The organism is Cellulosimicrobium cellulans (assembly GCF_042723955.1).
Classification (GTDB): domain Bacteria; phylum Actinomycetota; class Actinomycetes; order Actinomycetales; family Cellulomonadaceae; genus Cellulosimicrobium; species Cellulosimicrobium cellulans_H.
On sequence record NZ_JBHXIC010000001.1, the window covers coordinates 58,483 to 83,759 of the forward strand.

At 73.6% G+C, this 25,277-nt stretch carries 20 protein-coding genes; 13 read left to right on the forward strand and 7 right to left on the reverse strand.

The window, feature by feature from the left end; all coding sequences use genetic code 11:
* Positions 1-197: 197 nt before the first annotated feature.
* The 5 genes from ACFWH7_RS00255 to ACFWH7_RS00275 all read left to right on the forward strand — a co-directional run bounded on the left by ACFWH7_RS00255 (position 198) and on the right by ACFWH7_RS00275 (position 7,460).
* The gene (locus ACFWH7_RS00255) at positions 198-1,655 is read left to right on the forward strand and encodes an NAD-dependent malic enzyme (RefSeq protein ID WP_378214479.1); all 1,458 of its coding nucleotides are present in this window, start codon (positions 198-200) and stop codon (positions 1,653-1,655) included.
* 3 nt (positions 1,656-1,658) lie between these two features.
* Positions 1,659-2,471 (forward strand): RNA methyltransferase, encoded by an 813-nt coding sequence (locus ACFWH7_RS00260; RefSeq protein ID WP_378214480.1) that lies wholly within the window; start codon positions 1,659-1,661, stop codon positions 2,469-2,471.
* Between the two features lie 231 nt (positions 2,472-2,702).
* On the forward strand, positions 2,703-4,721 hold the full coding sequence (acs, locus tag ACFWH7_RS00265) for an acetate--CoA ligase (protein ID WP_378214481.1): 2,019 nt from the start codon (positions 2,703-2,705) through the stop codon (positions 4,719-4,721).
* Between the two features lie 202 nt (positions 4,722-4,923).
* Positions 4,924-6,369: a cellulase family glycosylhydrolase gene (locus tag ACFWH7_RS00270; RefSeq protein ID WP_378214482.1), complete on the forward strand. Its 1,446-nt coding sequence runs from the start codon at positions 4,924-4,926 to the stop codon at positions 6,367-6,369.
* A gap of 116 nt (positions 6,370-6,485) precedes the next feature.
* Positions 6,486-7,460 (forward strand): pentapeptide repeat-containing protein, encoded by a 975-nt coding sequence (locus ACFWH7_RS00275; RefSeq protein ID WP_378214483.1) that lies wholly within the window; start codon positions 6,486-6,488, stop codon positions 7,458-7,460.
* 43 nt (positions 7,461-7,503) lie between these two features.
* On the opposite strand, the gene ACFWH7_RS00280 is transcribed toward ACFWH7_RS00275, so the two are convergent.
* From ACFWH7_RS00280 to ACFWH7_RS00290, 3 genes are all read right to left on the reverse strand, one after another.
* Positions 7,504-8,862 carry an MFS transporter gene (locus tag ACFWH7_RS00280; protein ID WP_378214484.1) on the reverse strand — a complete coding sequence of 453 codons (1,359 nt, stop codon included), beginning with the start codon at positions 8,860-8,862 and terminating at the stop codon, positions 7,504-7,506.
* A 40-nt stretch (positions 8,863-8,902) separates the two neighbouring features.
* Positions 8,903-10,075 (reverse strand): FAD-dependent oxidoreductase, encoded by a 1,173-nt coding sequence (locus ACFWH7_RS00285; RefSeq protein ID WP_378214558.1) that lies wholly within the window; start codon positions 10,073-10,075, stop codon positions 8,903-8,905.
* Positions 10,076-10,268: 193 nt separating this feature from the next.
* Complete coding sequence (locus ACFWH7_RS00290; protein ID WP_378214485.1) at positions 10,269-11,576, reverse strand: MFS transporter; 1,308 nt, start codon at positions 11,574-11,576, stop codon at positions 10,269-10,271.
* Positions 11,577-11,737: 161 nt separating this feature from the next.
* On the opposite strand from ACFWH7_RS00290, the gene mshD reads away from it, so the two are divergent.
* Genes mshD through ACFWH7_RS00305 form a run of 3 tightly spaced genes read left to right on the forward strand, consistent with a single transcriptional unit; the run spans position 11,738 to position 16,115 of the window.
* Entirely contained in the window at positions 11,738-12,763 is a 1,026-nt protein-coding gene (mshD, locus tag ACFWH7_RS00295) for a mycothiol synthase (protein WP_378214486.1), read from the forward strand.
* Between the two features lie 43 nt (positions 12,764-12,806).
* Positions 12,807-15,071 (forward strand): RNA degradosome polyphosphate kinase, encoded by a 2,265-nt coding sequence (locus ACFWH7_RS00300; RefSeq protein ID WP_378214487.1) that lies wholly within the window; start codon positions 12,807-12,809, stop codon positions 15,069-15,071.
* A 45-nt stretch (positions 15,072-15,116) separates the two neighbouring features.
* On the forward strand, positions 15,117-16,115 hold the full coding sequence (locus tag ACFWH7_RS00305) for an NUDIX hydrolase (protein ID WP_378214559.1): 999 nt from the start codon (positions 15,117-15,119) through the stop codon (positions 16,113-16,115).
* On the opposite strand, the gene ACFWH7_RS00310 is transcribed toward ACFWH7_RS00305, so the two are convergent.
* The 3 genes from ACFWH7_RS00310 to ACFWH7_RS00320 all read right to left on the reverse strand — a co-directional run bounded on the left by ACFWH7_RS00310 (position 16,096) and on the right by ACFWH7_RS00320 (position 19,374).
* Positions 16,096-17,097: an inorganic phosphate transporter gene (locus ACFWH7_RS00310; protein WP_047231396.1), complete on the reverse strand. Its 1,002-nt coding sequence runs from the start codon at positions 17,095-17,097 to the stop codon at positions 16,096-16,098. The genes ACFWH7_RS00305 and ACFWH7_RS00310 overlap by 20 nt on opposite strands.
* Positions 17,098-17,102: 5 nt before the next feature.
* Entirely contained in the window at positions 17,103-17,723 is a 621-nt protein-coding gene (locus ACFWH7_RS00315) for a DUF47 domain-containing protein (RefSeq protein WP_047231395.1), read from the reverse strand.
* Between the two features lie 1,051 nt (positions 17,724-18,774).
* Positions 18,775-19,374, reverse strand: coding sequence for a hypothetical protein (locus ACFWH7_RS00320; protein ID WP_047231598.1), 600 nt, complete (start codon positions 19,372-19,374; stop codon positions 18,775-18,777).
* A 263-nt stretch (positions 19,375-19,637) separates the two neighbouring features.
* Between ACFWH7_RS00320 and ACFWH7_RS00325 the strand changes: the two genes are divergently transcribed.
* From ACFWH7_RS00325 to ACFWH7_RS00345, 5 genes are all read left to right on the forward strand, one after another.
* Complete coding sequence (locus ACFWH7_RS00325; protein ID WP_378214488.1) at positions 19,638-21,092, forward strand: sugar porter family MFS transporter; 1,455 nt, start codon at positions 19,638-19,640, stop codon at positions 21,090-21,092.
* A gap of 173 nt (positions 21,093-21,265) precedes the next feature.
* The gene (locus ACFWH7_RS00330) at positions 21,266-21,769 is read left to right on the forward strand and encodes a MarR family winged helix-turn-helix transcriptional regulator (RefSeq protein ID WP_378214489.1); all 504 of its coding nucleotides are present in this window, start codon (positions 21,266-21,268) and stop codon (positions 21,767-21,769) included.
* Positions 21,770-21,926: 157 nt separating this feature from the next.
* Positions 21,927-23,633: an MDR family MFS transporter gene (locus ACFWH7_RS00335; protein ID WP_378214490.1), complete on the forward strand. Its 1,707-nt coding sequence runs from the start codon at positions 21,927-21,929 to the stop codon at positions 23,631-23,633.
* A gap of 152 nt (positions 23,634-23,785) precedes the next feature.
* Positions 23,786-24,289 carry a MarR family winged helix-turn-helix transcriptional regulator gene (locus ACFWH7_RS00340; RefSeq protein WP_378214491.1) on the forward strand — a complete coding sequence of 168 codons (504 nt, stop codon included), beginning with the start codon at positions 23,786-23,788 and terminating at the stop codon, positions 24,287-24,289.
* Positions 24,290-24,308: 19 nt separating this feature from the next.
* Positions 24,309-24,770, forward strand: coding sequence for a ribosomal maturation YjgA family protein (locus tag ACFWH7_RS00345; protein WP_378214492.1), 462 nt, complete (start codon positions 24,309-24,311; stop codon positions 24,768-24,770).
* Here the strand turns inward: ACFWH7_RS00345 and msrB are convergent.
* Positions 24,739-25,167 carry a peptide-methionine (R)-S-oxide reductase MsrB gene (msrB, locus tag ACFWH7_RS00350; RefSeq protein ID WP_378214493.1) on the reverse strand — a complete coding sequence of 143 codons (429 nt, stop codon included), beginning with the start codon at positions 25,165-25,167 and terminating at the stop codon, positions 24,739-24,741. The two genes, ACFWH7_RS00345 and msrB, sit on opposite strands and share 32 nt — an antisense overlap.
* Between the last annotated feature and the right edge of the window lie 110 nt (positions 25,168-25,277).

The window sequence follows — 25,277 nt, forward strand, 5'->3', positions numbered from 1 at the left end:
TCTCGGCGGTACCCACGCGCAGGAAGTCCACGTAGGGACTCGCTGACCGGACGAGACCCGGCCACGACGGCCACCTCGCGCCGTTGCAGCGGACACCGTTGCACGCCTGATAGCCGCCGCGATGCTGGCGGGACGGCGCTCCTGAGGGGGCGCCGTCGTCGTGCCGGGCGCGTGGTCGCCGCGCGATACTGGAGCCCATGACGTCAGCGCCGAGTGTCTCCTCCTCCATCACCGTCCGCCTCCAGGTCGAGGCACGCCCCACCGCCGTGAGCGAGCTGACGACGGCGATCGAGCACACGGGCGGCATCGTGTCCGCGCTCGACGTCACGGCGTCGGGCCACGAGCGCATCACGGTCGACGTCACGGTCGCGACGCGCGGCGAGGAGCACGCCGGGCAGATCGTCGAGGCGCTGCGCGCGCTGCCGGGCGTCGTCGTCGACCGCGTCTCGGACCGCACGTTCCTGCTGCACCTGGGCGGCAAGCTGCAGATCGAGTCCAAGGTGCCGATCCGCAACCGCGACGACCTGTCGATGATCTACACGCCCGGCGTCGCGCGCGTGTGCGAGGCCATCGCCGCCAAGCCCGACGACGCGCGCCGGCTCACGATCAAGCGCAACACCATCGCGGTGGTCACCGACGGCTCGGCCGTGCTCGGCCTGGGCGACATCGGCCCGCTCGCCTCGCTGCCGGTCATGGAGGGCAAGGCCGCGCTGTTCAAGCGGTTCGCCGGCATCGACGCGTTCCCGATCGCGCTCGACACGACCGACGTCGACGAGATCGTGCGCACCGTCAAGGCCATCGCGCCCGTGTTCGCGGGCATCAACCTCGAGGACATCTCCGCCCCGCGCTGCTTCGAGATCGAGGCCCGGCTGCGCGCCGAGCTCGACATCCCCGTGTTCCACGACGACCAGCACGGCACGGCGATCGTCGCGCTCGCGGCGCTGACGAACGCCCTCAAGGTCGTGGGCAAGGACTTGCCGGACGTGCGCATCGTGCTGTCCGGGGCCGGTGCCGCGGGCACGGCCGTGCTCAAGCTCCTCCTCGCGGCGGGCGCCCACGACGTCGTCGTCGCGGACATCGAGGGCGTCGTCCACCCCGCGCGGCCGGGCCTGTCGCCGTCGCTCGCGTGGACGGCCGTCAACACGAACCCGCGGCGCGTCACCGGGACGCTCCGCGAGGCCGTCGTGGACGCGGACGTGTTCATCGGCGTCTCTGCCCCGGACGTCCTCACCGGCGACGACGTCGCGCGCATGGCGCCCGGCGCGATCGTCTTCGCGATGGCGAACCCGCGCCCGGAGGTCGACCCGGTCGAGGCGGCACGGCACGCGGCGATCGTCGGCACCGGGCGCTCCGACTTCGCGAACCAGATCAACAACGTCCTCGCGTTCCCCGGCGTGTTCCGCGGCCTCCTCGACGCGCAGTCGCACCGCATCACCGACGGGATGCTGCTCGCCGCGGCCCGCGCCCTCGCGTCCGCGATCCACGAGGACCAGCTCAACCCCACCTACATCATCCCGAGCGTGTTCAACCCCGAGGTCACGACCCTCGTCGCGGCGGCGGTCGAGCGCGCCGCGCGCGAGGCCGACGCGGCCGAACCCGCGGCGCTCACCGGCGGCCTCCCGCGCGTCGCGACGACCACCACCCAGGAGGCCTGACCCGTGCAGCGCGTCACGACCCGCAACGCCGCGTTCCAGCAGTGGGAGTCGCTGCTCACCAACCGCACCAAGCGCCACCGCGCGGGCGAGATGGTCGTCCAGGGGGTCCGGCCGATCACGCTCGCCGTGGAGTCGGGGTGGACCGTGCGGACGTGGCTCGTCGACGCCGACCGGTCGCTCTCGACCTGGGCGCACGCGATGCTCGACCGCGTCCGCACGAGGCGCTTCGCCGTGTCGTCGGAGCTCATGCGCGAGCTCGGCGGCAAGGACGACGACGCGCCCGAGCTGCTCGCGGTCGTCGCCACGCCGCCGGACGACCTGGGGCGCGTGGCCGTGCCGCACGACTTCCTCGGGGTCGTGCTCGACCGTCCGACGAGCCCGGGGAACGTCGGGACCGTCGCGCGCTCGCTCGACGCGTTCGGCGGTGGCGGGCTGATCGTCGCGGGGCACGCCGCGGACCCGTACGACCCGCGCGCCGTGCGCGCGAGCACGGGCTCGATCTTCTCCGTACCGACCGTGCGGGTCCCGTCGGGCCGCGAGGTGCTGGACTGGGTCGGCGCGCAGCGCGCGTCCGGTACCCCGCTCACGCTGGTCGGGACCGACGAGCACGGCGACGTCGAGCTCGCCGACCACGACCTCACCGGCCCGACGCTCGTGCTCACGGGCAACGAGACGACCGGGCTCAGCGCGGGGTGGCGCGAGGCGTGCGACGTCATGGTGAGCATCCCCATGCTGGGCTCGGCGAGCTCGCTCAACGCCGCGAGCGCGACGACGGTCGTGCTGTACGAGGCCGTGCGACAGCGCCGTTCGCGCTGACGCGGCTCCCCCGGCGCCACGGCCTGCCCGACGTCCCCGTCCCGCCGGCGGGCATTTGCGAGCGCTCCCGCCGAATGGTGGACCCGTGTGACTGCGCTCACGGCAACGGGTCTAGACTCCCCAAGGTCGGCGCCCACCACGGCGGGTGTCCGACCGCCTCGCGTCCGCTGCCGCTCCCCGACGGCCCGCGCGCAGGCGCCGCACCAGAGTCGATGCGCACCGGAGGTCAGCGTGCCAGAGAACGAGTCCACCACTGCTCAGCCCGGGTTGGAGAACCTCCTCCACGAGACCCGGAGCTTCCCGCCGAGCCCGGAGTTCGCCGCGCAGGCGAACGCGCAGCCCGCGCTCTACGAGGAGGCGCGGGCCGACCGGCTCGCGTTCTGGGCGCGGCAGGCGAACGACCTCGTCACCTGGCGCACGCCGTTCACCGAGACGCTCGACTGGTCGCAGGCCCCCGTCGCGCGCTGGTTCGCGGACGGCACGCTCAACGCCGCGTACAACGCGGTGGACCGCCACGTCGAGGCGGGCCTGGGCGACCGGGTCGCGATCCACTTCGAGGGCGAGCCGGGCGACACGCGCACGGTCACGTACGCGGAGCTCCAGCGCGACGTGTCGCGCGCCGCCAACGCGCTCGCCGCGCTCGGCGTCGAGACCGGCGACCGCGTCGTCATCTACCTGCCGATGGTCGTCGAGGCGGTCGTCGCGATGCTCGCGTGCGCGCGCATCGGCGCGCCCCACTCGGTCGTGTTCGGCGGCTTCTCGGCCGACGCGCTGCGCAGCCGCATCGCCGACGCCGAGGCGAAGCTCGTCATCACGGCCGACGGCGGGTACCGCCGCGGCGCGGCCTCGGCCCTCAAGCCCGCGGTCGACGAGGCACTCGCCCCCAAGGAGGGCGCGGACCCGACCACGGTCGAGCACGTGCTCGTCGTGCGTCGCACGGGCCAGGACACGGCGTGGACCGACGGCCGCGACGTGTGGTGGCACGACGCGCTCGAGTCGGCCGACACGACGCACACGCCCGTGTGGGTCGAGGCCGAGCACCCGCTGTTCATCCTCTACACGTCCGGCACGACCGGGAAGCCCAAGGGCATCCTGCACACGACCGGCGGGTACCTCACCCAGGCCGCGTACACGCACCGCAACGTCTTCGACCTCAAGGCCGAGACGGACGTCTACTGGTGCACCGCCGACATCGGCTGGGTCACGGGCCACTCGTACGTCGTCTACGGCCCGCTGCTCAACGGCGCGACGCAGGTCATCTACGAGGGCACCCCGGACACCCCGCACCAGGGCCGCTGGTGGGAGCTCGTCGAGAAGTACAAGGTCTCGATCCTTTACACGGCGCCGACCGCGATCCGCGCGTGCATGAAGTGGGGCGAGGAGATCCCGGCGAAGTTCGACCTGTCGTCGCTGCGCGTGCTCGGGTCGGTGGGCGAGCCCATCAACCCCGAGGCCTGGATGTGGTACCGCCGCGTCATCGGCGGCGACCGCACGCCGATCGTCGACACGTGGTGGCAGACGGAGACGGGCGCGATCATGATCTCGCCGCACCCCGGGGTCACGGCGGCCAAGCCGGGCTCCGCCCAGGTGCCGCTCCCGGGCGTCGTCGCGGACGTCGTCGACGACGAGGCGCACTCCGTGCCGAACGGAGGCGGCGGGTACCTCGTGCTGTCCGAGCCGTGGCCGTCCATGCTGCGCGGCATCTGGGGCGACCTCGAGCGCTTCAAGGACACGTACTGGTCGCGCTTCCCGGGGATCTACTTCGCGGGCGATGGCGCCAAGAAGGACGAGGACGGCGACATCTGGCTGCTCGGCCGCGTCGACGACGTCATGAACGTCTCGGGCCACCGCCTCTCCACCACGGAGATCGAGTCGGCGCTGGTCTCCCACGAGATCGTCGCGGAGGCCGCGGTCGTCGGCGCGAGCGACGACCTCACGGGCCAGGCCGTCGTCGCGTTCGTCATCCTGCGCGGCGAGCACGCGGCCAGGGCCGCGGACGCCGACGGCGCCGCCGCCGTGCAGACCGAGCTGCGCAACCACGTGGCGAAGGAGATCGGCCCGATCGCCAAGCCCAAGCGCATCCTCGTCGTGCCGGAGCTGCCCAAGACCCGGTCCGGCAAGATCATGCGCCGCCTGCTGCGCGACGTCGCGGAGAACCGCACGGTCGGCGACGCGACGACCCTCGCCGACTCGTCGGTGATGGAGCTCATCTCGGCCGGCCTGCAGAAGCCGTCGTCCTCCGACGACTGACCGGCCGCCGCCGACCACGGGGTTGGTGTCGTCCTCCGCGCGAGGACGGCACCAACCCCGTTCTCGTGCGGGCAGGATCGGGCTCGGCAGCGGATGACGTCGCTTAATCGGTTAAGACCCTGCCCGACGGCGGCGGCTCGCCCGCACGATGTCGAGGCACGCCGACCCGGGCGTGCGCTGCCGACAGAGACGAGGTCGTCCGATGAGCCGCACCGCCCCTGTACCCGACGCCGACGCCGCCCGACCGCCCGGGACCGGACGGTCCGCCCCGCTCGTCGCGGCCCTCGCGACCGCCGCGGTCCTCGCCACGTGCGGCGCGGTCGCGACCGCCACCGCGCGGTCCGCGGCAGCCGTCGAGGCGGACACGCCGCCGGGCATCCGCGTCGCGGACGGGAGGGTCGTCGAGGCCGACGGCACGGACCTCGTGCTGCGCGGCGTCAACCACGCCCACACCTGGTACACCCACGAGACGGGCTCGTTCGTCGACATCAAGGCCGCGGGTGCGAACTCCGTGCGCGTCGTGCTCTCGAGCGGCGACCGGTGGACGCGGAACTCCCCCGAGGACGTCGCGGCGGTCGTCGACCTGTGCGAGGAGAACCGCCTCGTGTGCGTCCTGGAGGTGCACGACACGACCGGGTACGGCGAGCCGCAGCACGCGCCGGGAGCGGTGTCGCTGGACCGAGCCGTCGACTACTGGGAGGACCTGTACCCGACGCTCGCCGGTACCGAGGACTTCGTCCTCGTCAACATCGGCAACGAGCCGTACGGCAACGACGAGACCACCAACGCGACGTGGGCCGCGGACACGTCGGCGGCGATCCAGCGCCTGCGCACGATCGGGTACGAGCACGCGGTCGTCGTCGACGCCCCGAACTGGGGCCAGGACTGGAAGCGGACGCAGTACGACCAGGCCGGGCAGGTCTTCGCCGCCGACCCGGACGCCAACACGATCTTCTCCGTCCACATGTACGGCGTGTACGCACAGGCGGCGACGGTCACGGGCTACCTCGAGCACTTCGTCGCCGAGGGCCTGCCGCTGATCGTCGGGGAGTTCGGGAACACGCACTCGGACGGCGACGTCGACGAGGACGCGATCCTCGCCGAGTCGCGGCGCCTCGGGATCGGTTGGCTCGGCTGGTCGTGGAGCGGCAACGGTGGCGGAGTCGAGTATCTCGACCTGGTCCAGGGCTTCGACGCCACGCGCCCGAGCACGTGGGGCACGCGCCTGATCGACGGGCGGGACGGCCTGCGCGAGACCGCGGTCGAGGCGTCGTGGTTCGGCGGCGACGGACCGGTGGACCCGCCGGACCCCACGGACCCGCCCGACCCGACCGACCCGCCGGACGACGGGGCGTGCTCCGCGACCGTCCGGGTCGCGAACGCCTGGCCCGGCGGGTGGCAGGGCGAGCTCGTCGTCACGGCGGGCGACGCCGCGGTCACGGGCTGGACGGCGACGTTCGCGCTGCCGTCGGGCACCGCCGTCGCGCAGCTCTGGGGCGGCGTGCACGGCGCGACCGCCTCGGGCGTGCAGGTGACGAACGCCGCGTGGAACGGCGCCCTCGCGGCGGGCGGCACGACGACCGCCGGGTTCATCGCGACGGGCTCCGCCCCGGGCACCGCACCCGCGGCGACCTGCACCGCTCCCTGAGCCCGCACGCCGGACGCGGGACCGGCGGCCGGGTCGTCCCAGTCCCGGTCGCCCTCCCGCGCCCGGCGGTCGATATCTCGGTGCCCGGCGTCCCGCGGACGGCGTAGCGTCGAGACGTGCCACCCGTTCCCGCGGCCGACGGTCGCGCGCTCCTCGTCGAGCAGCTCGACCTGCGCAGCGACTGCGCGCGCTGCACCGGCCTGTGCTGCGTGGGGCTGCACCTCGTGCGCTCCGCCGACTTCGCGATCGACAAGCCCGCGGGCACCCCGTGCCCGAACCTCCGGGAGGACTTCGGCTGCGGCATCCACGCCCGGCTGCGCGAGTCCGGGTTCCCCGGCTGCGTCGCGTACGACTGCCTGGGTGCGGGTCAGCGCGTGACGGCGGCCGTCCGGTCCGCGCACGACGGCGCCACGTGGCGCGACGACCCCGCCGCAGCACGCGACGCGTTCGCCGCGCTCCCCGTCGTGACCCAGCTCCACGAGCTGCTCTGGTACCTCGCCGAGGTGCTGGCCCTGCCCGCGGCGGCGCCCGTGCACGACGACGCCCGGCGGGCGCTCGACCGGACCGCACCCCTCGCGGACCTCGCCCCGGCCGCCTTGCTCGCGCTCGACGTCGGCGCCGTCCGCCGCGACGTCGGGCCGCTCGTCGACCGCGCGAGCGTGCTCGTGCGGGACTCCGCCCAACGCGGCGCGCCGCGCCGCGTTCCCCGTCGGGAAGCGGCGGACGCCGGATCGCGGTCCGCGGGCGGCCGAGGACCCGCCGCAGGCCACGACCGACGGAAGCCGGAGCGCGGCGTCGAGCACCGGATGCCGGACGGCGGCGTGCGGCGCCGCCTGCGACCCGGCGCGGACCTGGTCGGTGCCGACCTGCGCGGGCTCGACCTCACCGGGTCCGACCTCCGGGGCGCGCTGCTGCTCGGCGCCGACCTGCGCGGCGCCCGGCTCGACGCCGTCGACCTCCTCGGCGCGGACCTGCGCGGCGCCGACGGGCGCGGTACCGACCTCTCGCGCGCACTCTTCCTCACCCCGGCGCAGGCCGGTGCTGTCCGCCGGGACGAGCGCACGGCCCTCCCCGCCGTGCTCCGCCCCTGACCGGACGTCCCGCGACGTCTGCGCTCCGTCAGCCCGGACTTCGTCAGCGCAGGGTGGCCCGCCGCGCCAGCGGAGCCGCCACGACCGCGCACACGACGACGAGGGCCGCCGCGCCCCACGCGAGAGCGCCGTACGACGAGAAGCCGATGATCGCCCCGGCGAGGATGCCGCCGACCGCGCCTCCCGTGTTCATCGCGAGGTCGGAGAGGCCCTGGACGGACGTGCGTGACGGACCGGGCGTGGCGTCGACGAGCAGCGCCGACCCGGCGACGAGCCCGCACGACCACCCGAGCCCGAGCAGCACGAGGCCGACCGTCAGCCGCGCGGAGTCCTCGCCTGGTGCGCCCGCCACCACGACGGCCGCGGCGAGGAGCAGCGCTCCCCCGACGTAGAGCACGCGCGCGTGCCCGACCCGGTCGGCGAGCCAGCCCACCACCGGGCTGAGCGCGTACATGCCCGCGATGTGCGCGCTGATGACGAGGCCGACGACCTGGAGCGTCGCGCCGCCGTGGTTCATGTGGACGGGCGTCATGGACATGAGCCCGACCATGACGAGGTGGCTGAGGACGATCGCGCCGAGGGCGAGGCGCGCCGTCGGGCTGGCCGACACGACGGCCCACCCCGCGCGCAGCCCGTCGCGCCACGACGACCCCTTGCCATCGCCTGGTCCGGCACCCGGCACGGCGCCCGCCTCATCGGTCGTCGTGCGCGACGCGAGCAGCGGGTCCGGCCGCAGCCACACCGCGACGACGGTCGCCGCCAGCGCGAACGCGACCGCCGCGAGGAGGAACGGCGCCGCGCTCGGCGCGGTCGAGCCGTGCTGCGCGTGCGCGTCGCCGAGGCGCAGGCCGGGACCGGCGACGCGGTCCGCGAGCCCGGCGAGCGTCGGCCCGACGACGGAGCCGACCGTCGTCGCCCACACGACCACGGACAGGTCACGCGCCCGCCGCTGCGGCGTCGCGAGGTCGGTCGCCGCGAACCGGGACGCGAGCCCGGCCGCCGTGCCCGAGCCGAACAGCAGCATGGCCACGACGAGCAGGGGCCACGAGCCCACGAGCACGGCGACCGTCGCGAGGACCGCGCCGCCGGTCGCGACGCCGAAACCGAGGAGCAGGGACGGCCGCCGCCCGCGCTGCCCCGCGACGTGCGCGAGCGGCAGCGCGACGAGCGCGGCACCGACGACGCCCGACGTCGAGGTGAGCCCCGCGATCGCGTCCGAACCCGAGAGCGCGGACGCGACGAGCGGCGCGACTGCGATCCCGCTCGCGACGCCGACCCCGGAGAGCACCTGCGTCGCGGCGAGCGTCGTGAGGGTGCGGCGCTGCGTCGGGAGGGCGGGGTCGTCGGGCGCGGACGCGGGGCTCACGGACGACGGTTCGGGGAAGGGCGGTTCGGTGCTCACCGGTGCACGGTAGGCCTCGGCGGGCCGTCCTGACGAGGTCTTACACCGCCACCGCGACGCGAGATCCTGCCGCGTCTCCGGGTTCCCGGCCCGCCCGCAGGACGCGCAGCACTCCCCGCGCGGCCTCGCGCCCGGCCCGGTTCGCGCCGATCGTCGACGCGCTGGGCCCGTACCCGACGAGCTGTACCCGGCGGTCGCGGGCCGCCGTCGTGCCGTCGAGCAGGATCCCGCCGCCGGGCTCGCGCAGGGCGAGCGGCGCGAGGTGGTCGAGCGCGGCGCGGAACCCGGTGGCCCAGAGGATGACGTCGGCGGGCTGGAAGAGCAGGCCGTCGTCGTTCGCGCCCGCGACCCACTCGACGCCCGACGGCGTCACCCGGTCGAACATCGGCCGACGGCGCAGTACCCCGCTCGCGATCCCCGCGCGGTAGCGCGGCGTGAGCGGCAGGCCCGTGACCGAGACGACGCTCCCCGGCGGGAGGCCTGCGGACGTCCGCTCGGCGACGCGTGCGACGGCCGCCCGCCCGAGCTCGGGCGAGAACTCCTCCTCGACCCAGACGGGCTCGCGACGCGTGACCCAGGTCGTGCCGGACGCGTGCGGCGCGATCTGCAGCAGGAGCTGCGTCGCGGACGCCCCGCCGCCCACGACCACGACGTGCTGCCCCGCGAAGTCCTCGGCGGCGCGGAAGTCGTGCGTGTGGAGCTGGCGGCCGCGGAACGACTCCATCCCCGGGTAGCGCGGCCAGAACGGCCGGGTCCACGTGCCCGTCGCGTTCACGAGGGTGCGCGTGCGCACGGTGACCTCGCGCGCGGCGGACCCGGCCCCGACCGTCGCGCGCACGCGCAGCAGGGCGGGGTCGTCGGGGTCCTGCGAGACGTCGTCGACCGTGACCGGGCGGACGACGCGCAGGTCGTTCTCGCGCTCGTACGCCGCGTAGTAGCGCGGCACGGCGACGTTCGCGCGTTCCGCGGGGTCTCCGGCCGGGAGCGGGACGCCCGGGAGATCGTGCACGGCGTGCGTCTCGGCCATCGTCAGCGAGTCCCAGCGGTCCTGCCACGCCCCGCCTGGGCCGCGACCGCCGTCGAGCACGAGCGGGTCCAGCCCGGCGCGCCGCAGGTGGTAGGCCGCGGACAGCCCCGCCTGCCCAGCGCCGACGACCACGACGTCGCGCACGGCGTCCCCCGTGACCCCGGGAGCCCCCGCGCCCGCGTCCACCGTCTCCCGCACGCCCGTCACGTCGCTCACGACCGCCTCAACGACCCCGGCCCGCCGAACCTTCCCCCTCACCCGCCACTGTGCCGAACACGACATGGGGGTCGTGATCGAGCCGAGAACGACCGCCATGTCGTGCTCGACGGCGGGCGGTGTCGTTCTCGCGGACGGGGCGCGAGCCGTTTACGGTGTGCCGTCAGGTGCGGTCCGGGACGCGCTGGAGCGTGCGGATCGGCCGGACGGCGAGGAGCGCCACGACCGTCAGGGTTCCCACGATCGCGCCCACCAGAAGGACGCGGTCGGTGCCGAACGCGGCGACGGCCGGACCCGCCAGGGCGGCGCCGATCGGGTACATGCCGACCGACCCCGCGACCTCGTAGGCGTGGACCCGGTTGAGCACGTCGCCCGGCACCTGGGTCTGCACGCTCGTCGCCCACATGACGCCCCACACGCCGACCCCGACGCCCACGAGCACCTGCGCGACGGCGAGCGCCCACACCGGCCAGCCGAGCACGAGGCCGAGCGGGTAGAGGGGGTAGGCGACGAGCGCGACGGCCCCGGCCGCGAGCGGTCGCCGGGGCTTGAAGCGGATCGCGAGGAGACCGCCGACGACCGTCCCCACGCCGAGCGCGCTGTTGAGGACGCCGAACGCGGTCGCGCCGTGCTCGGGCACGACGACGCCCGCCGCCACGGGGAGCTGCGGCCCCCAGGCGAGCACGGCGTAGACCATCCAGACGACGATGACGCCCCACAGCCACGTGCGGGAGCGGAACTCGCGCCAGCCGACGGCGAGGTTGCGCCAGAGCCCCGCCCCGGCCGGGGGCGCGGGCACGACGCCGAGCCGGAGCGCGAGGAGGCACAGCGCGCTGGTTCCGTAGGCGACGGCGGAGAGGATCATGACCCAGCCCGTCGACCCGAACCCGACCAGGACGCCGGCGAGCGCGGGGCCGCCGAGCCCGGTGATCGCCTCGGAGGTCCGCAGGATCCCGTTCGCGCCCTGCACGTCTCGCGCCACGAGCGGGACGGTCGACGCGGCCCCCGGCTGGAACAGCGCGTTGGCGGTGCCCGCCACCACGAGCAGCGCGTACAGGTGCCACAGGTGGTCGATGCCCCGCACGAAGAGCACGGCGAGGAGCACGTGCGCGGTGAGGTTCGCGACGTCGGCGACGATCATCATCCGGCGCGCGGTGAACCGGTCCGCGAGCACCCCGCCGAACAGCACGAGGCTCGCGAACGGCGCGACGAGGAACGCCATCGCGTACCCCGCGACGGCGAGCCCGTACCCCGAGCTGAGCAGGCCGGCCGAGACCGCGACCGGCAGCATCGCCCAGCTCAGCAGCCCGGCGCTGCGGGCAGTGAAGTAGTACCGGAAGTTCCGCGTCCAGATCGCCGGCTCCCTCGGCTCTCCCGGCGACGCCGCCGGCCCGGGCCGGTCCTGCACCGCCGGCGCCGTGGCCGCCGTCGCGGCCGGCGCCCCGGGCACCTGCTCCGTCGCTTCCTCCACCGCGCACGCACCCATGGCGCCCCTGCCCCTCCGTCATCGATGCCGCGAACCGGTCGAGCGTGACAACCGTCACCCGTCCCGGAACCTTCCCGACCAGGCACGACGCGTCGGGCGGGCGCCCCGGGTTCGGCCGCGCGGGGCGCCGGGGGCAAGATGGACCGGTGGAGACCGCGATCCTCTGGCACACCGGCCCGCTCATCGACGACGTCGAGATCGCGCAGGTCCACGACCTCGCCGCCGCCGCCGAGCGTGAGGACGGCGTCGCCGCCCTCTCGGAGCAGCCGCTGCTCAACCTGCGCGAGGCGACGGACGACGTCGTGCACCTCCTCACGTGGCGCGCGGGCGAGCTCGCGGGGTACGCCCAGGTGGACAAGCGCGGCGAGGCTCCGAGCGCCGAGCTCGTCGTCCGCCCCGAGCACCGGCGGCACGGGCTCGGGTTCCACCTGCTCGGCAGCGCGGCCGACCGCGCGGCCGAGCCGCGCCCGAGCGACCGCGACCACGACCACGACGGGCAGCCGCACGCCGTTGCGGAGACCGACGGCGAGCCCACCCAAGCATCGCGCCCGCCGCTGCGCGTCTGGGCCCACGGCGACCTCCCGGCGGCCCGCGGCCTCGCCGAGCGGGCGGGGTACGACGTCGTGCGCGAGCTGCTCGTCCTCGAGCGGCCGCTCGGCGGGCCGGAGGCGCACCCGCGTCCCGAGATCCCCGCGGGCCTGCGGCTGCGCGCGTTCGTGCCGGGGGACGACGACGCCGCATGGGTCGGGGCCAACGCACTCGCCTTCGCGCACCACCCCGAGCAGGGCCGGCTCACGGTCGACGACCTGCGCGCCCGGATGCGCGAGGACTGGTTCGACGCCGCGGGCCTCCTGCTCCTGGAGCGCACCCCGGCTCCCGGTTCCGGGGCGCCGGAGCTCGTCGGGTTCGTGTGGACCAAGATCCCGACCGGGCAGCCCGACGGCGCGCGCGAGGGCGAGATCTACGTCGTCGGCGTGGTCCCGTCCGCCCAGGGCGAGGGGCTCGGCCGGCTGCTGACCGCCGTCGGGCTCGCGCACCTCGCGGAGCGGTGGGCCACGACGGCGGTGCTGTACGTCGACGGCGACAACGTGCCCGCGGTACGCACGTACGAGCGCGCCGGCTTCACGCGCCGCGCGGTGCACGTGCAGTACGCACGCCCGACCGCTCGGTGACCCGTGTCACGCACCGTTCACCATCTGGTGCCACCATGAACCCATGACCGACACGTCCACGCAGCGCACGCTCGACCCGGACCTCGCCGCGCACATCGCCGAGCACATCGCCGAGGAACCCGACATCGAGCCGGTGGGCGCCGAGCTCGACCTCGGTCCGCTGCCCGACGACCGGTTCGCCGACCGCGAGCTGAGCTGGCTCGCGTTCAACCAGCGCGTGCTCGAGCTCGCGGAGGACCCGAGCCAGCCGCTCCTGGAGCGCGTCCGGTTCCTCGCGATCTTCGCGTCCAACCTGGACGAGTTCTTCATGGTCCGGGTCGCCGGCCTCAAGCGCCGCATGGCGACCGGCATCGCGGTCACCGCCGCGTCCGGGCTGTCGCCCCGCCAGGTGCTCGACGCGATCAGCGAGCGCGCGCACGACCTCATGGCGCGGCACGCGCGCGTGTTCGCCGACGACGTCCAGCCCGCGCTCGCCGCCGAGGGCATCACGCTCGTGCACTGGGACGAGCTCGAGACGCGCGAGCAGGAGCGCCTGCACAAGTTCTTCCGCAAGCAGATCTTCCCCGTGCTCACGCCGCTCGCCGTCGACCCGGCGCACCCGTTCCCCTACATCTCGGGGCTGTCGCTCAACCTCGCCGTCGTGGTGGCCAACCCGACCACCGGCAAGGAGCACTTCGCGCGCGTCAAGGTGCCGCCGCTCCTGCCGCGGTTCATCGCCGTGGACGCGCGGGGCCGCCCGAGCGCGCCGACGTCGCAGACCGCCGCCCCGGACCGCGGACCGACGTCGTTCGTGCCGATCGAGGAGGTCATCGCCCAGCACCTCGACCACCTGTTCCCCGGCATGGAGGTGCGCGAGCACCACCTGTTCCGCGTCACGCGCAACGAGGACGTGGAGGTCGAGGAGGACGACGCCGAGAACCTGCTCCAGGCCATGGAGAAGGAGCTCCTGCGGCGGCGGTTCGGCCCGCCGGTGCGGCTCGAGCTGACGCCCGGGATCAGCCCGCGCATCCGCGCGCTGCTCGTGCGCGAGCTCGGCGTGGTCGAGGAGGAGGTGTACGAGATCCCCGAGCCGCTCGACCTCACGGGGCTCAACCTCATCGCCGACCTCGACCGTGCGGACCTGCACTTCCCGCCGTTCGTCCCGACGACGCACCGCCTCCTCGCCGAGGTGGAGAGCTCGTCGCCCACGGACGTGTTCGCCGCGATCCGTGAGCGCGACGTCCTGCTGCACCACCCGTACGACTCGTTCTCGACGTCGGTGCAGACGTTCCTCGAGCAGGCCGCAGCCGACCCGGCCGTGCTCGCGATCAAGCAGACGCTGTACCGGACGTCGGGCGACTCGCCGATCGTCGACGCGCTCATCGACGCCGCCGAGGCGGGCAAGCAGGTGCTCGCGCTCGTCGAGATCAAGGCGCGGTTCGACGAGCAGGCCAACATCTCCTGGGCGCGCAAGCTCGAGCAGGCGGGCGTGCACGTCGTGTACGGGATCGTCGGGCTCAAGACGCACTGCAAGCTCTCGCTCGTCGTGCGCCAGGAGTCGGACGGCCTGCGGCGCTACTGCCACGTCGGTACGGGCAACTACCACCCGAAGACCGCGCGCCTGTACACCGACCACGGCCTGCTCACGTGCGACCCCGACGTCGGGCAGGACCTCACGCGCCTCTTCAACCAGCTCTCCGGGTACGCGCCCCAGTCACGGTTCCACCGTCTGCTCGTCGCGCCGCGCACGGTCCGCTCCGGGCTCGTCGAGCGCATCGACCGCGAGGCCGCCGCGGCGCAGGCCGGGCACGAGGCCTGGGTGAAGATCAAGGTCAACTCCGTCGTCGACGAGACGACGCTCGACGCGCTGTACCGCGCGTCGCAGTCGGGCGTGAAGGTCGACCTCGTCGTGCGTGGCATCTGCGCCGTCCGCCCGGGCGTGCCCGGGCTCAGCGAGAACATCCGCGTGCGCTCGATCCTCGGCCGCTTCCTCGAGCACTCGCGCATCTACGCCTTCGCCAACTCCGCCGGCCCCGCCATCGGTGAGGGCCCCGAGAGCGGGCCGGAGGTGTTCATCGGCTCGGCCGACCTCATGCACCGCAACCTCGACCGCCGCGTCGAGGCGCTCGTGCGCATCACCGACCCGGACCAGGTCATCGAGCTGCTCGACCTGCTCGACGTGTCGATGTCCGAGCGCACCGCGTCGTGGCACCTCGACGCCGACGGCACGTGGCACCGGCCCGAGTCGGGCCCGGACGGCACGCCGCTCGTCGACCTCCAGGCGAGCCTCGTGCAGCGACAGCGCCGCCGGCTCGTCGGGAGGCGGTAGCGGATGGGTGTGCCCTCCCCCGCCCTGCGCAGCGGGCTGCCCCTCGTGGACGCCCTCGGCCCGACGCACGTCTCCCACGCCCCGGTCATCGAGTCGGCCGGCGCGCTCGTGTGGCGCGTGCGCGACGACGAGCTCCAGGTCCGCCTCGTCCACCGGCCCCGGTACGACGACTGGTCGTGGCCCAAGGGCAAGCTCGACCCCGGCGAGACCTTTCAGGCCGCCGCCGCGCGCGAGGTCGCCGAGGAGACGGGCAAGCCGGTCGTGCTGGGCGTCCCGCTGCCGGGCCTCCAGTACCTCACCCCCGAGGGCCGCGTGAAGCGCGTGCACTACTGGGCCGCGCGCCGGGCGTCGCAGAAGGCGGACGCCGGTGCGCTCGCCGCGCGTGCCCCCGTCCCGCCCGTGTCACCCCAGGAGATCGACCGCGCCGCGTGGCTGTCGGCCGACGACGCCGCGCACCGGCTCACGCGCCAGGCCGACCGCGCCCCGCTCGAGGCGCTCGTCCGGGAGCGCGAGGAGGGGCGGCTCGCGACGCACGTCGTCGTCATCGCCCGGCACGGCAAGGCCGTCGCACGCTCGGCGTGGCACGGCGACGAGCAGGACCGTCCGCTCACGCCGGCGGGGCACGCCCAGGCCGTCGCCCTGGTGCCCGTGCTCGCGGCGTACGGGGTCGAGACGGTCGTGACGAGCCGCTGGGACCGGTGCGCCCAGACGATCGCGCCCTACGCCGGCGCGTCGGGCCTGGAGACGGTGAGCATCGACCACCTCACGGAGGCGCAGCACGAGCGCTCTCCCGCGCGCGTCGCGCGGACCGTCCGCGAGCTCCTCGAGGCCGAGCGGTCGTCGGTGCTGTGCACCCACCGGCCCGTGCTGCCCACGGTGCTCGACGTGCTCGGCCAGCACTCGCGGCGGCCCGTCGCGAACGCCCTGCCGGCGCACGACCCGTTCCTCGAGCCGGGCGAGATGATCGTCGCCCACGTGGCCCGGACGCCCAAGGGCCCGCGCGTCGCGTCCTGCGCGAGCAGGGTCAGAGGAGGATCGGGCTGAGGATCCAGTAGACGACGGCGGCGACGAGCGCGGCCGCCGGGATGGTCAGGACCCACGCGACACCGATGTTCTTCGCGACGCCCCAGCGGACCGCGGACAGCCGCTTGGTCGCACCGACGCCCATGATCGCGGAGGTGATCGTGTGCGTCGTCGACACCGGCGCGTGGAAGATGAACGCATTCGCGTACAGCACGACCGCGGAGACCGACTCGGCGACGAAGCCGCGCGCCGGGTCGAGCTCGATGATCTTGCGGCCCAGCGTGCGCATGATGCGCCACCCGCCGGCGTAGGTGCCGAGCGAGATCGCGGTCGCCGCGGACAGCTTGACCCACAGCGGGATCGTGTTGTCGTCCTGGAACCCGCCCGCGACGAGCGCGAGCACGATCACGCCCATCGTCTTCTGCGCGTCCTGGAGGCCGTGGCCCAGGGCCATCGCCGCCGCCGACGCCGTCTGCGCGATGCGGAAGCGGCGGAACGCCCGGGCGGGCGCCGCGTTCCGGAACACCCACAGCAGCAGCACCATGAGCGCGAACGCGAGACCGAAGCCGATGAGCGGCGAGAAGACCATGGGGAGCACGACCTTGTCGAGGATCGCATCCCAGTGGACCGTGATCCCCGACGCGATCCCGACGCCCGCGAGGCCGCCGATGATCGCGTGCGTCGACGACGACGGCAGCCCCAGCCACCACGTGATGAGGTTCCACGTGATGGCGCCGACGAGACCGCACAGCACGATGACCAGACCTTGGTGCGGTGGGACGTCGTTGACGGCGACGATGTCCTCGGCGATGGTCTGCGCGACGGCCGTGCCGAGCAACGCGCCGATGAGGTTGAACACCGCCGCCATGAGGAGCGCCGCGCGCGGCGTGAGGGCCCTGGTCGAGACCGAGGTCGCGATGGCGTTCGCGGCGTCGTGGAACCCGTTGGTGTAGTCGAACGCCAGGGCGAACGCCACGACGACGACGACGAGCACTGCCTCCACGGGGCTCAGGACTCCTTGAGGGCGATGGTCTCGACCGTGTTCGCGACCTTCTCGAAGGCGTCGGCCGCCTGCTCGAGGACCTCGACGATCTCCTTGAGCTTCATGAGGAGGACCGGGTCGGACACGTCGTCGAACAGCTCGGCGAGCAGCTTGCGGTGCACCTTGTCCGCCTGGTTCTCCAGGCGGTTGACCTCGACCCAGTACTCGGGGAGGTCGTCCATGGAGCGCAGGCGCGGCATCGCCTCGGCCGTGAGCTCCGACGCGCGCTGGAGCACCTGGACCTGCTCGGACACGCGCGCCGGGAGCTCGTCCACCTTGTAGAGGACGATGAGGTCGGCCGCCTCCTCCATGAAGTCCATGCAGTCGTCGAGCGCCGACGCGAGGGCGTAGATGTCGTCCCGGTCGAACGGCGTGACGAACGTCTGGTTGAGCCGACGCATGATCGAGTGCGTCGCGTCGTCCGCGAGGTGCTCGGTCTCGCTGAGCTGCTTCGCGAGCTGCTTGCGCGTCGGACGGTCCGCGCCCAGCAGCTCCGCGAGGAGCGTTGATCCGGTGACCAGGTGCTGCGCCGAGGCGGCGAGGAGGTCGAAGAACGAGGTGTCGCGCGGTGTCAGGCGCAGGCGCACGGGAGGCTCCGGAAGGGACGCGGGGTAGGGGTCTGAGCTGGCGTCGGCCACAAGGGCCGCTCGGCTGCCGGACGGGCCGGTCGGCCGGGGTGGTCACGATCTCGGGTCGGATGATCTCTGGATGAACGCACGTCGAACTCTCGTCAAATGTAGCCGACGCGCGGAGCGATGCTGGAATCGTCGGGGCGAAGGTCCCGGATCCTCAGGACGCTCACAGCCCGCGCCCGGCGTCCTCGCCGGGGCGGCGACCCTCCGGCGCGCGGCGTCGCGCTCGGACCAGGAGGGGAAGTAGCGACGCCGGACCGGGAGCGCCTCTCGGCGCGTGGCCGCTCGTAGCGGCTGAGTGTGGAGCCCGGGGCTACCGCGGCCCGGCGTCGTGAACCATCGTACGTGCCGAGCGCCCCGCGAGGTACCCAACCGACCCCGTGTTCGCGCTCCGCGAGAACCCCTCCCCCCGACGTGCGCACCGGCCCTGTATCCCGCACCCTCCCGCCACCCAGCCGAGGGAGAACCCCGGTCCACCGAGGTAGACCCCTGGTCTACCGAGGTAGAACCCTGGTCACGCGAAGTAGAACCCTGGTCACGCGAAATAGAACCCTGGTCACGCGAAGTAGAACCTTGGTCACGGCCGACGGCGGTGGGTCGCCCAGCGCAGCCGGGTCGCGGGCCGTCGACTACCCACGGCCTACCACCTGCCCGACACGACGGGGCAGCATCTGGACTGCGCCTGTTGCGAGTCAGCGGGACACCGACGACGGACGCTACGGAAACTGGTGCCACGGCAAGGGTTGAACCGACACCGCGGGCAGCCGCCCGGGTGGGCGCCGACCAGGGCGAGATGACGCCGGGCGGGGTGGGTGGTGGTGCCGCGTCGTGGCGGGCCTGGCGGGAGCCGCGAGGAACGAGCGGCGGATGGTAGACGCGGCACCACCACCCACCCCGACCACCCAGGGCAACCACACGCCGTCGAGCACAAGAACCACGGTTCTACCTCGCGCGACCACGGTTCTACCTCGCGCGACCAGGGGTCTGCCGCGGCGGCCGCTGTGGGTCAGTCGAGGCGGTCGGCGCGCCAGAGCTCGGCGGCGTGCTCGAGCTCCTGCGCGGTGCGGAGCAGGGAACCGGCGCCACGGGTCATGCGGAGCGCACCGTCCGGGTCGGCGACCTCGCGGGCGTCGGCGTCGAACGCGGCGCCGGTGGCGAGGATCCGGCAGAACGACCCGGCGCGTTCGAGCGCGACCGCGAGGTCGCCGGTGAACACGCCGGAGAGCACGGCGTCGGCGAGGTCGCGCACGTCCTGCGGCCCGGGCGGCCGGGGCACTCCGGCGATGGCCTCGTGGACCGGCGCGGCATCGACCCCGAGGCGGTAGCGCAGCGCCACCGTCTGCGGGTCGCGACGCACCCACTCGCGCAGCACGTAGAGCCGCCAGAGCGCGCCCGGCAGGGAGTTCGGCGCGGCGTCGGACCACAGGCCGGCGACGACGTCGAGCCCCTCGGTCTCGACGAGGTGGACGAGGCGCTCGACGACCTGGGGGTCCTCGGTGTCCCGCGCGCGGTGCACGATCGCGTGCGCGGTGGTGTGCGCGACCTGGTCGCGCAGCGCGGGGTCGAGCTCGCCGGGGAGCTCGTCCGCGTCGCGCGGGTCGAGCATCGCCGGGCGGCGGGGGCGTTGCGTGCGGTCGGTCCGGCCGGGGTCGGGCCGGGGTCCGGGGGTGGTGGAGGCGTCGTCGGGCACGCGCCCAGTCTCCACCCGGCCCGGGGTCGGTCGCAGCGGTACCGGCGCGCCGCCGGCCCCTGAGCTACCTGGGTCCGCGCGTGACGTTCGCCGCACCCCGTTCGCCGCGCCACCGCGAGCGCCCCGTCCTACAGTGACGAAAGGGGCCTCCTACCGGCTCCGGAAGGAGCGGAGGAGAGATGTCGAGCAGTGACGCAGCAGGTCACGGGACCGTGAGCGCACGCAGCGCCCACCGCAAGGCCATCGGTCTGGCCGTCGCCGCCGCCGTCGGTGGCTTCCTCTTCGGCTTCGACAGCTCCGTCATCAACGGGGCGGTCGCCGCGATCGAGGGGCAGTTCGACCTCGACTCCGCGGTCACCGGTCTCGTCGTCGCGATCGCCCTCCTGGGCTGCGCGCTCGGTGCCTGGTCGGGCGGCAAGCTGGCCGACCGCTGGGGTCGCACGCGCGTCATGGTGTTCGGCGCGATCCTGTTCTTCGCCTCCTCGATCCTGTCCGCGATCGCGTGGTCGGCGTTCGACCTCGCGATCTGGCGCTTCATGGCGGGTGTCGGCATCGGGATCGCGTCGGTCATCGCGCCGGCGTACATCGCGGAGATCGCGCCGGCCCGCCTGCGCGGCCGCATGGGGTCGCTCCAGCAGCTCGCGATCACGGTCGGCATCTTCGCGGCCCTGCTGTCCGACCAGCTCCTCGCGGAGACCGCGGGCGGCGCCTCCAACGAGCTGTGGCTCGGGTGGGAGGCGTGGCGCTGGATGTTCCTCGTGTGCGTCATCCCGGCGGCGGTCTACGGCATCCTCGCCCTGCGCATCCCCGAGTCGCCGCGCTACCTGGTCGCGAAGGGCCGTGACGACGAGGCGCGCGCCGTGCTGGAGTCCGTGCTCGGCCCCGAGGAGGACGTCGACGACCGCATCGCGCAGATCCACCGCTCGATCGCGGTCGACGAGAAGAACGCCCAGGAGGGCACGCTCAAGGGCTCGTCGTTCGGGCTCAAGCCGATCGTGTGGGTCGGCATCCTGCTGTCGGTGTTCCAGCAGTTCGTCGGGATCAACGTCATCTTCTACTACTCGACGACGCTCTGGCAGGCGGTCGGGTTCGACGAGAGCCAGTCGTTCCTCGTCTCGACGATCACGTCCGTGACCAACGTCGCGGTGACGTTCATCGCGATCGCGCTCGTGGACAAGGTGGGCCGTCGCCCGATCCTCCTCATCGGCTCGGCGGGCATGACGGTCTCGCTCGGCCTCATGGCGCTCGCGTTCACGCAGGCCGTCGGGAGCGGCAAGGACATCACCCTGCCGGACCCCTGGGGGCCCATCGCGCTGGTCGCCGCGAACGCGTTCGTCGTGTTCTTCGGGGCGTCGTGGGGGCCGCTCGTCTGGGTGCTGCTGGGCGAGATGTTCCCGAACCGCATCCGCGCTGCCGCGCTCGGTGTCGCGGCCATGGCGCAGTGGCTCGCGAACTTCGCGATCACCCTCACGTTCCCGCCGATGCTGTCGGCCTTCGGCGCCACGATCCCCTATCTCATGTACGCGATCTTCGCGGCACTGTCGTTCGTCTTCGTCTTCAGCAAGGTCCCGGAGACGAAGGGCATCGAGCTCGAGGACATGGGCGACGAGCGCGTGGGGCGCACGGCGCACTGACGCCTCCCGCCCCGAACCCGGGGTCGGTCCTCACGGCACGCGCCGGTGAGGACGGACCCCGGGTTCGGCCGTCTCAGGCCTCCCCGCGGTGGCCGGGACTTCCTTGCTCGGCACAATGGTTGCTGAAAGCAACTGACAGGCGTATGCTTGCCTGCAGCAACCAAGGAGTCGTCGTGCCCGTCACCACCCCCTCCGCGACCATCGCGGCCCCCGAGCTCGCACCCGACCCGTCCCCCGCGGCGGGCCTCATCCGGGCGCTCGACGAGCTGGCCCGCGCGCAGCGCGAGTCGGCCGTCCGCATCGCGCGGGACCTCGACATCCCGCGCTCGTCGTTCGGGCTGCTCCGCATGCTCCAGCGGTGCGGTCCCGTCCAGCTCGGGGACGTCGCCGCGAGGCTCCGCGTCGACCTGTCCGTGGCCAGCCGCCAGGTGAGCCACCTGGTCGACGAGGGCCTCGTCCGCCGCACGGTGGACGACGACGACCGGCGCGCCCGCACCGTCGAGCTCACCGAGGACGGGCGCACGCTCGTCCTGCGGGCGTACGAGCACATCGACGCCCTCGCCGCCACGACGTTCTCCGAGTGGCACGACGACGAGATCGTCGCGGCCACGCGCCACATCGAGCGCGTCGCCGCGGCGGTCGTCGCCGGCCACGACGCTCCCCGCACGACCGGGTGACCGACGGCGCCCGCGGCACCACCGCCGTCGGGCACGCCCTCCACCGCCGACCGCGCCGCCGCGCGACCGGCCACGACACCTGACACCGCCCCACGACCCCGCCGCACGACACGGCCGCTCCGACACGGCCCCGTGAGCAGAAGGAACTCAGCGCCTCATGACCAGCACCACTCCAGAACGCACCGCCCCGCCCGGCGGCACCGAGACGTCCATGACCCGTCGCGAGGTCATGGAGTCCCTCTCCGGGATCCTTCTCGGCATGTTCGTCGCGATCCTCGCGAGCTCGATCGTCTCGAGCTCGCTCCCCAAGATCGTCAGCGACCTGGACGGCTCGCAGTCGTCCTACACCTGGGTCGTCACCTCGACCCTGCTCGCCATGACGATCTCGACCCCGATCTGGGGCAAGCTCGCCGACCTCACCAACCGCAAGGTCCTCATCCAGATCGCGCTGGTCGTCGCGGTCGTGTCCTCGGCGCTCGCCGGCCTGTCACAGAACGTCGGGACGCTCATCGCGCTCCGCGCGTTCCAGGGCATCGGCGCGGGCGGCCTCATGGCTCTCGCCACCGTGCTCATCACGGACATCATCTCTCCGCGCGAACGCGGCAAGTTCATGGGCCTCATGGGCGGCATCATGGCCGTGAGCCAGATCGGCGGGCCCCTCCTCGGCGGTGTCCTCACCGACGCCGTGAGCTGGCGCCTCAACTTCTTCGTCGGCCTGCCGTTCGCGATCGCCGCGATCATCGTGCTCCAGCGCACGCTGCACCTGCCGAAGGTCGCGCGCCGCGTCGTGCGCATCGACTACTGGGGCGCGATCCTCATCAGCGCCGGCGTGTCCTCGCTCCTGCTGTGGGTGACGTTCGCCGGGCAGAACTTCGAGTGGCTCTCATGGCAGACGTTCGCCATGGTCGGCGGCGCGATCCTCGCGCTCGTCGGTGCCGTGCTCGTCGAGCGCGTGACCCCCGAGCCGCTCATCCCGCTGCACCTGTTCAAGAACCGCACGTTCGTCCTCGCGGTCGTCGCGTCCGTCGCGGTCGGTGTCGCGATGTTCGGCACCGCCGTGTTCCTCAGCCAGTACATGCAGGTGGCGCGCGGCAAGACCCCGACCGAGTCGGGCCTCCTGACGATCCCGATGATCGTCGGCACGTTCGTCGCGTCAACCGTGTTCGGCCAGCTCATCACGCGCTACGGCCGCTACAAGGCCTTCATGGTCACGGGCGGCGCGGTCCTCGTGGCGTCGCTGTTCGCCCTGTCGACGATCGACTACCACACGAGCTTCACGCTCATCAGCGTCTACCTGTTCTTCCTCGGCGTCAGCATGGGCATGCTCATGCAGAACCTCGTGCTCGCCGTGCAGAACACGCTCGACGTCAGCGAGATGGGCGCCGGCACGTCGACCGTCGCGTTCTTCCGCAGCCTCGGCGGCGCGATCGGCGTGTCCGTGCTCGGCGCGGTGCTCGCGACCAAGGTCACGACGTCTATCCAGGACGGCCTGACCAAGCTCGGCGTCCCGGCCGACTCGATGGGCGGCGGCAACGCCGTGCCCGACGTCTCGACCCTGCCCGCGCCGATCAAGGACCTCGTGGAGAAGTCCTACGGTGACGGCATCGCCGAGATCTTCCTCGTCGCGGTGCCGCTCGCGCTCATCGCGCTGATCGCGGTGGCGTTCCTCAAGGAGGTGCCGCTCGGCACCAAGACCGGCCTGCAGGAGCGCCTCGAGAAGGAGGCGGCCCTGCTCGGCTCGGACGCCCCGGTCGACACGACCCCGGGCCGCGTGACGCTCGCCGAGGAGACGGAGTCGACGCTCCTCGAGGCCTACGAGCCCGCGGGCGTCGTCGACGAGGCGGGGACGCGCTCGTCGCGCTGACCCAGCCCGCACGCTGAGTGCATGAAATATGCGGTCTCGAATCGGTTCGAGGCCGCATATTTCATGCACTCAGCGTGTTGGTCGGTCGTCCAGCGGGTGAGGTTTTTCGGACGGGCGTGACCGCTTGCCGTTCCGGGCGTCATGATGGGCGTGTGCCCGCCGAGACCGCTCCCACCCGCACCGTTCCCGACGCCGCGCGCGACGCCGAGCCGGACGTCGCGTACGTCGACCTCGAACGCGAGCTGCGGGTCCTCCTCCGCCGTGGCGGGGCGGCGGCGACCGCCATGGCCCGCCGGATCCACCCTGACCTCGAGGCGAGCGCCTACCCCCTGCTCGCGCACATCGCCGACCACCCCGGGATCCGCGGGTCCGACCTCGCCGCGCACTTCGGCGTCGGGCGCGCGACGATCTCCCGCCAGCTCAGCCGGCTCCACGCCCTGGGACTCGTCGCGCGCGAGGTCGACCCCGACGACTCGCGCGGCCAGCTCATCACGCTCACGCCCGACGGCGAGGCCCGGCTCCACGCCGCGCACAGCGGCCGGGTCATCTCGATCACCGAGGCCCTGGACGGCTGGGACCGACGCGACGTCGCGACGCTCGCCGCGCTCCTGCACCGGTACTCCGAGGACGTCGTGCGCTGGGCCGCGAACCGGTGACGCCTCGCCCTGACGTCGCGTGACGGTGCCCGACGACGCGCGCTCGCCCCGCCCCGGCGTCGCACCGGAGCTCGCGCGGCCCCGCCGGCGGCGCCTCGTCGTCGCCCTCGTGCTCGGGCTCGTCGTGGTCGCGGGGTTCCTCGTCGCGACGCGCGCGCCCGACCCGTGGGGGGACGTCGGCGGTGACGTCCTCTACGCCGTCGCGACCTACCTGCTCGTGGTGCTCGTGCTCGCGCGCGCCCGCCCGCTCGTCGCGGGCGCTCTCGCGCTCGGCTGGTGCTGGACCGTCGAGGCCTTGCAGGCCACGGGGCTCGCGACCGCCGTGAACGACGCGGTCCCGCCCGCGGCGTGGCTGCTGGGCAGCACGTTCGCGGTGCGGGACCTGGTCTGCTATCTCGTGGGCGTCGCGCTCGCGTGCCTGGTGGACACGTGGGCCGGCGCCCGGTCGGCTACTCCTCGCCGGCCTGGAAGGTCAGGCTGACCGAGTTCATGCAGAACCGGTCGCCCGTCGGCGTCTGGGGCGCGTCGTCGAACACGTGGCCCAGGTGCGACCCGCAGCGCGCGCAGCGCACCTCCGTGCGCACCATGCCGAGGCTGCGGTCGGTGAGAAGCTCGACGCGGTCTCCCGCGAGCGGGCTGAAGTAGCTCGGCCACCCGCAGTGCGAGTCGAACTTGGTGTCCGAGCGGAACAGCTCGTTGCCGCACGCGCGACACGCGTAGACGCCGACGCGCTTCTCGTCGAGCAGCTCGCCCGTCCAGGCGCGCTCGGTACCCGCCTGCCGCAGCACGGCGAACTCCTGCGGGGACAGCTCGGCGCGCCACTCGTCGTCGGACTTGACGACCTCGTAGGGCTGGTTGTCGTGGGTCTGGCTGGTCATGATCCACCTCCGACGATCCCAACCGCGCGTAGAGCCCTGGTGTTCCCGGCCCACCCACCCGCTGAGTGCATGAAATAGTCGCGGCCGAATCGGTTCGACCGCGACTATTT

Excerpts from the sequence above, each read along its gene's own strand:
- ACFWH7_RS00255 (WP_378214479.1), top strand. The coding sequence starts at position 198 with ATGACGTCAGCGCCGAGTGTCTCCTCCTCCATCACCGTCCGCCTCCAG.
- ACFWH7_RS00325 (WP_378214488.1), top strand. The coding sequence starts at position 19,638 with ATGTCGAGCAGTGACGCAGCAGGTCACGGGACCGTGAGCGCACGCAGC.
- ACFWH7_RS00270 (WP_378214482.1), top strand. The coding sequence starts at position 4,924 with ATGAGCCGCACCGCCCCTGTACCCGACGCCGACGCCGCCCGACCGCCC.
- msrB (WP_378214493.1), bottom strand. The coding sequence starts at position 25,167 with ATGACCAGCCAGACCCACGACAACCAGCCCTACGAGGTCGTCAAGTCC.
- ACFWH7_RS00300 (WP_378214487.1), top strand. The coding sequence starts at position 12,807 with ATGACCGACACGTCCACGCAGCGCACGCTCGACCCGGACCTCGCCGCG.
- ACFWH7_RS00335 (WP_378214490.1), top strand. The coding sequence starts at position 21,927 with ATGACCAGCACCACTCCAGAACGCACCGCCCCGCCCGGCGGCACCGAG.
- ACFWH7_RS00320 (WP_047231598.1), bottom strand. The coding sequence starts at position 19,374 with ATGCTCGACCCGCGCGACGCGGACGAGCTCCCCGGCGAGCTCGACCCC.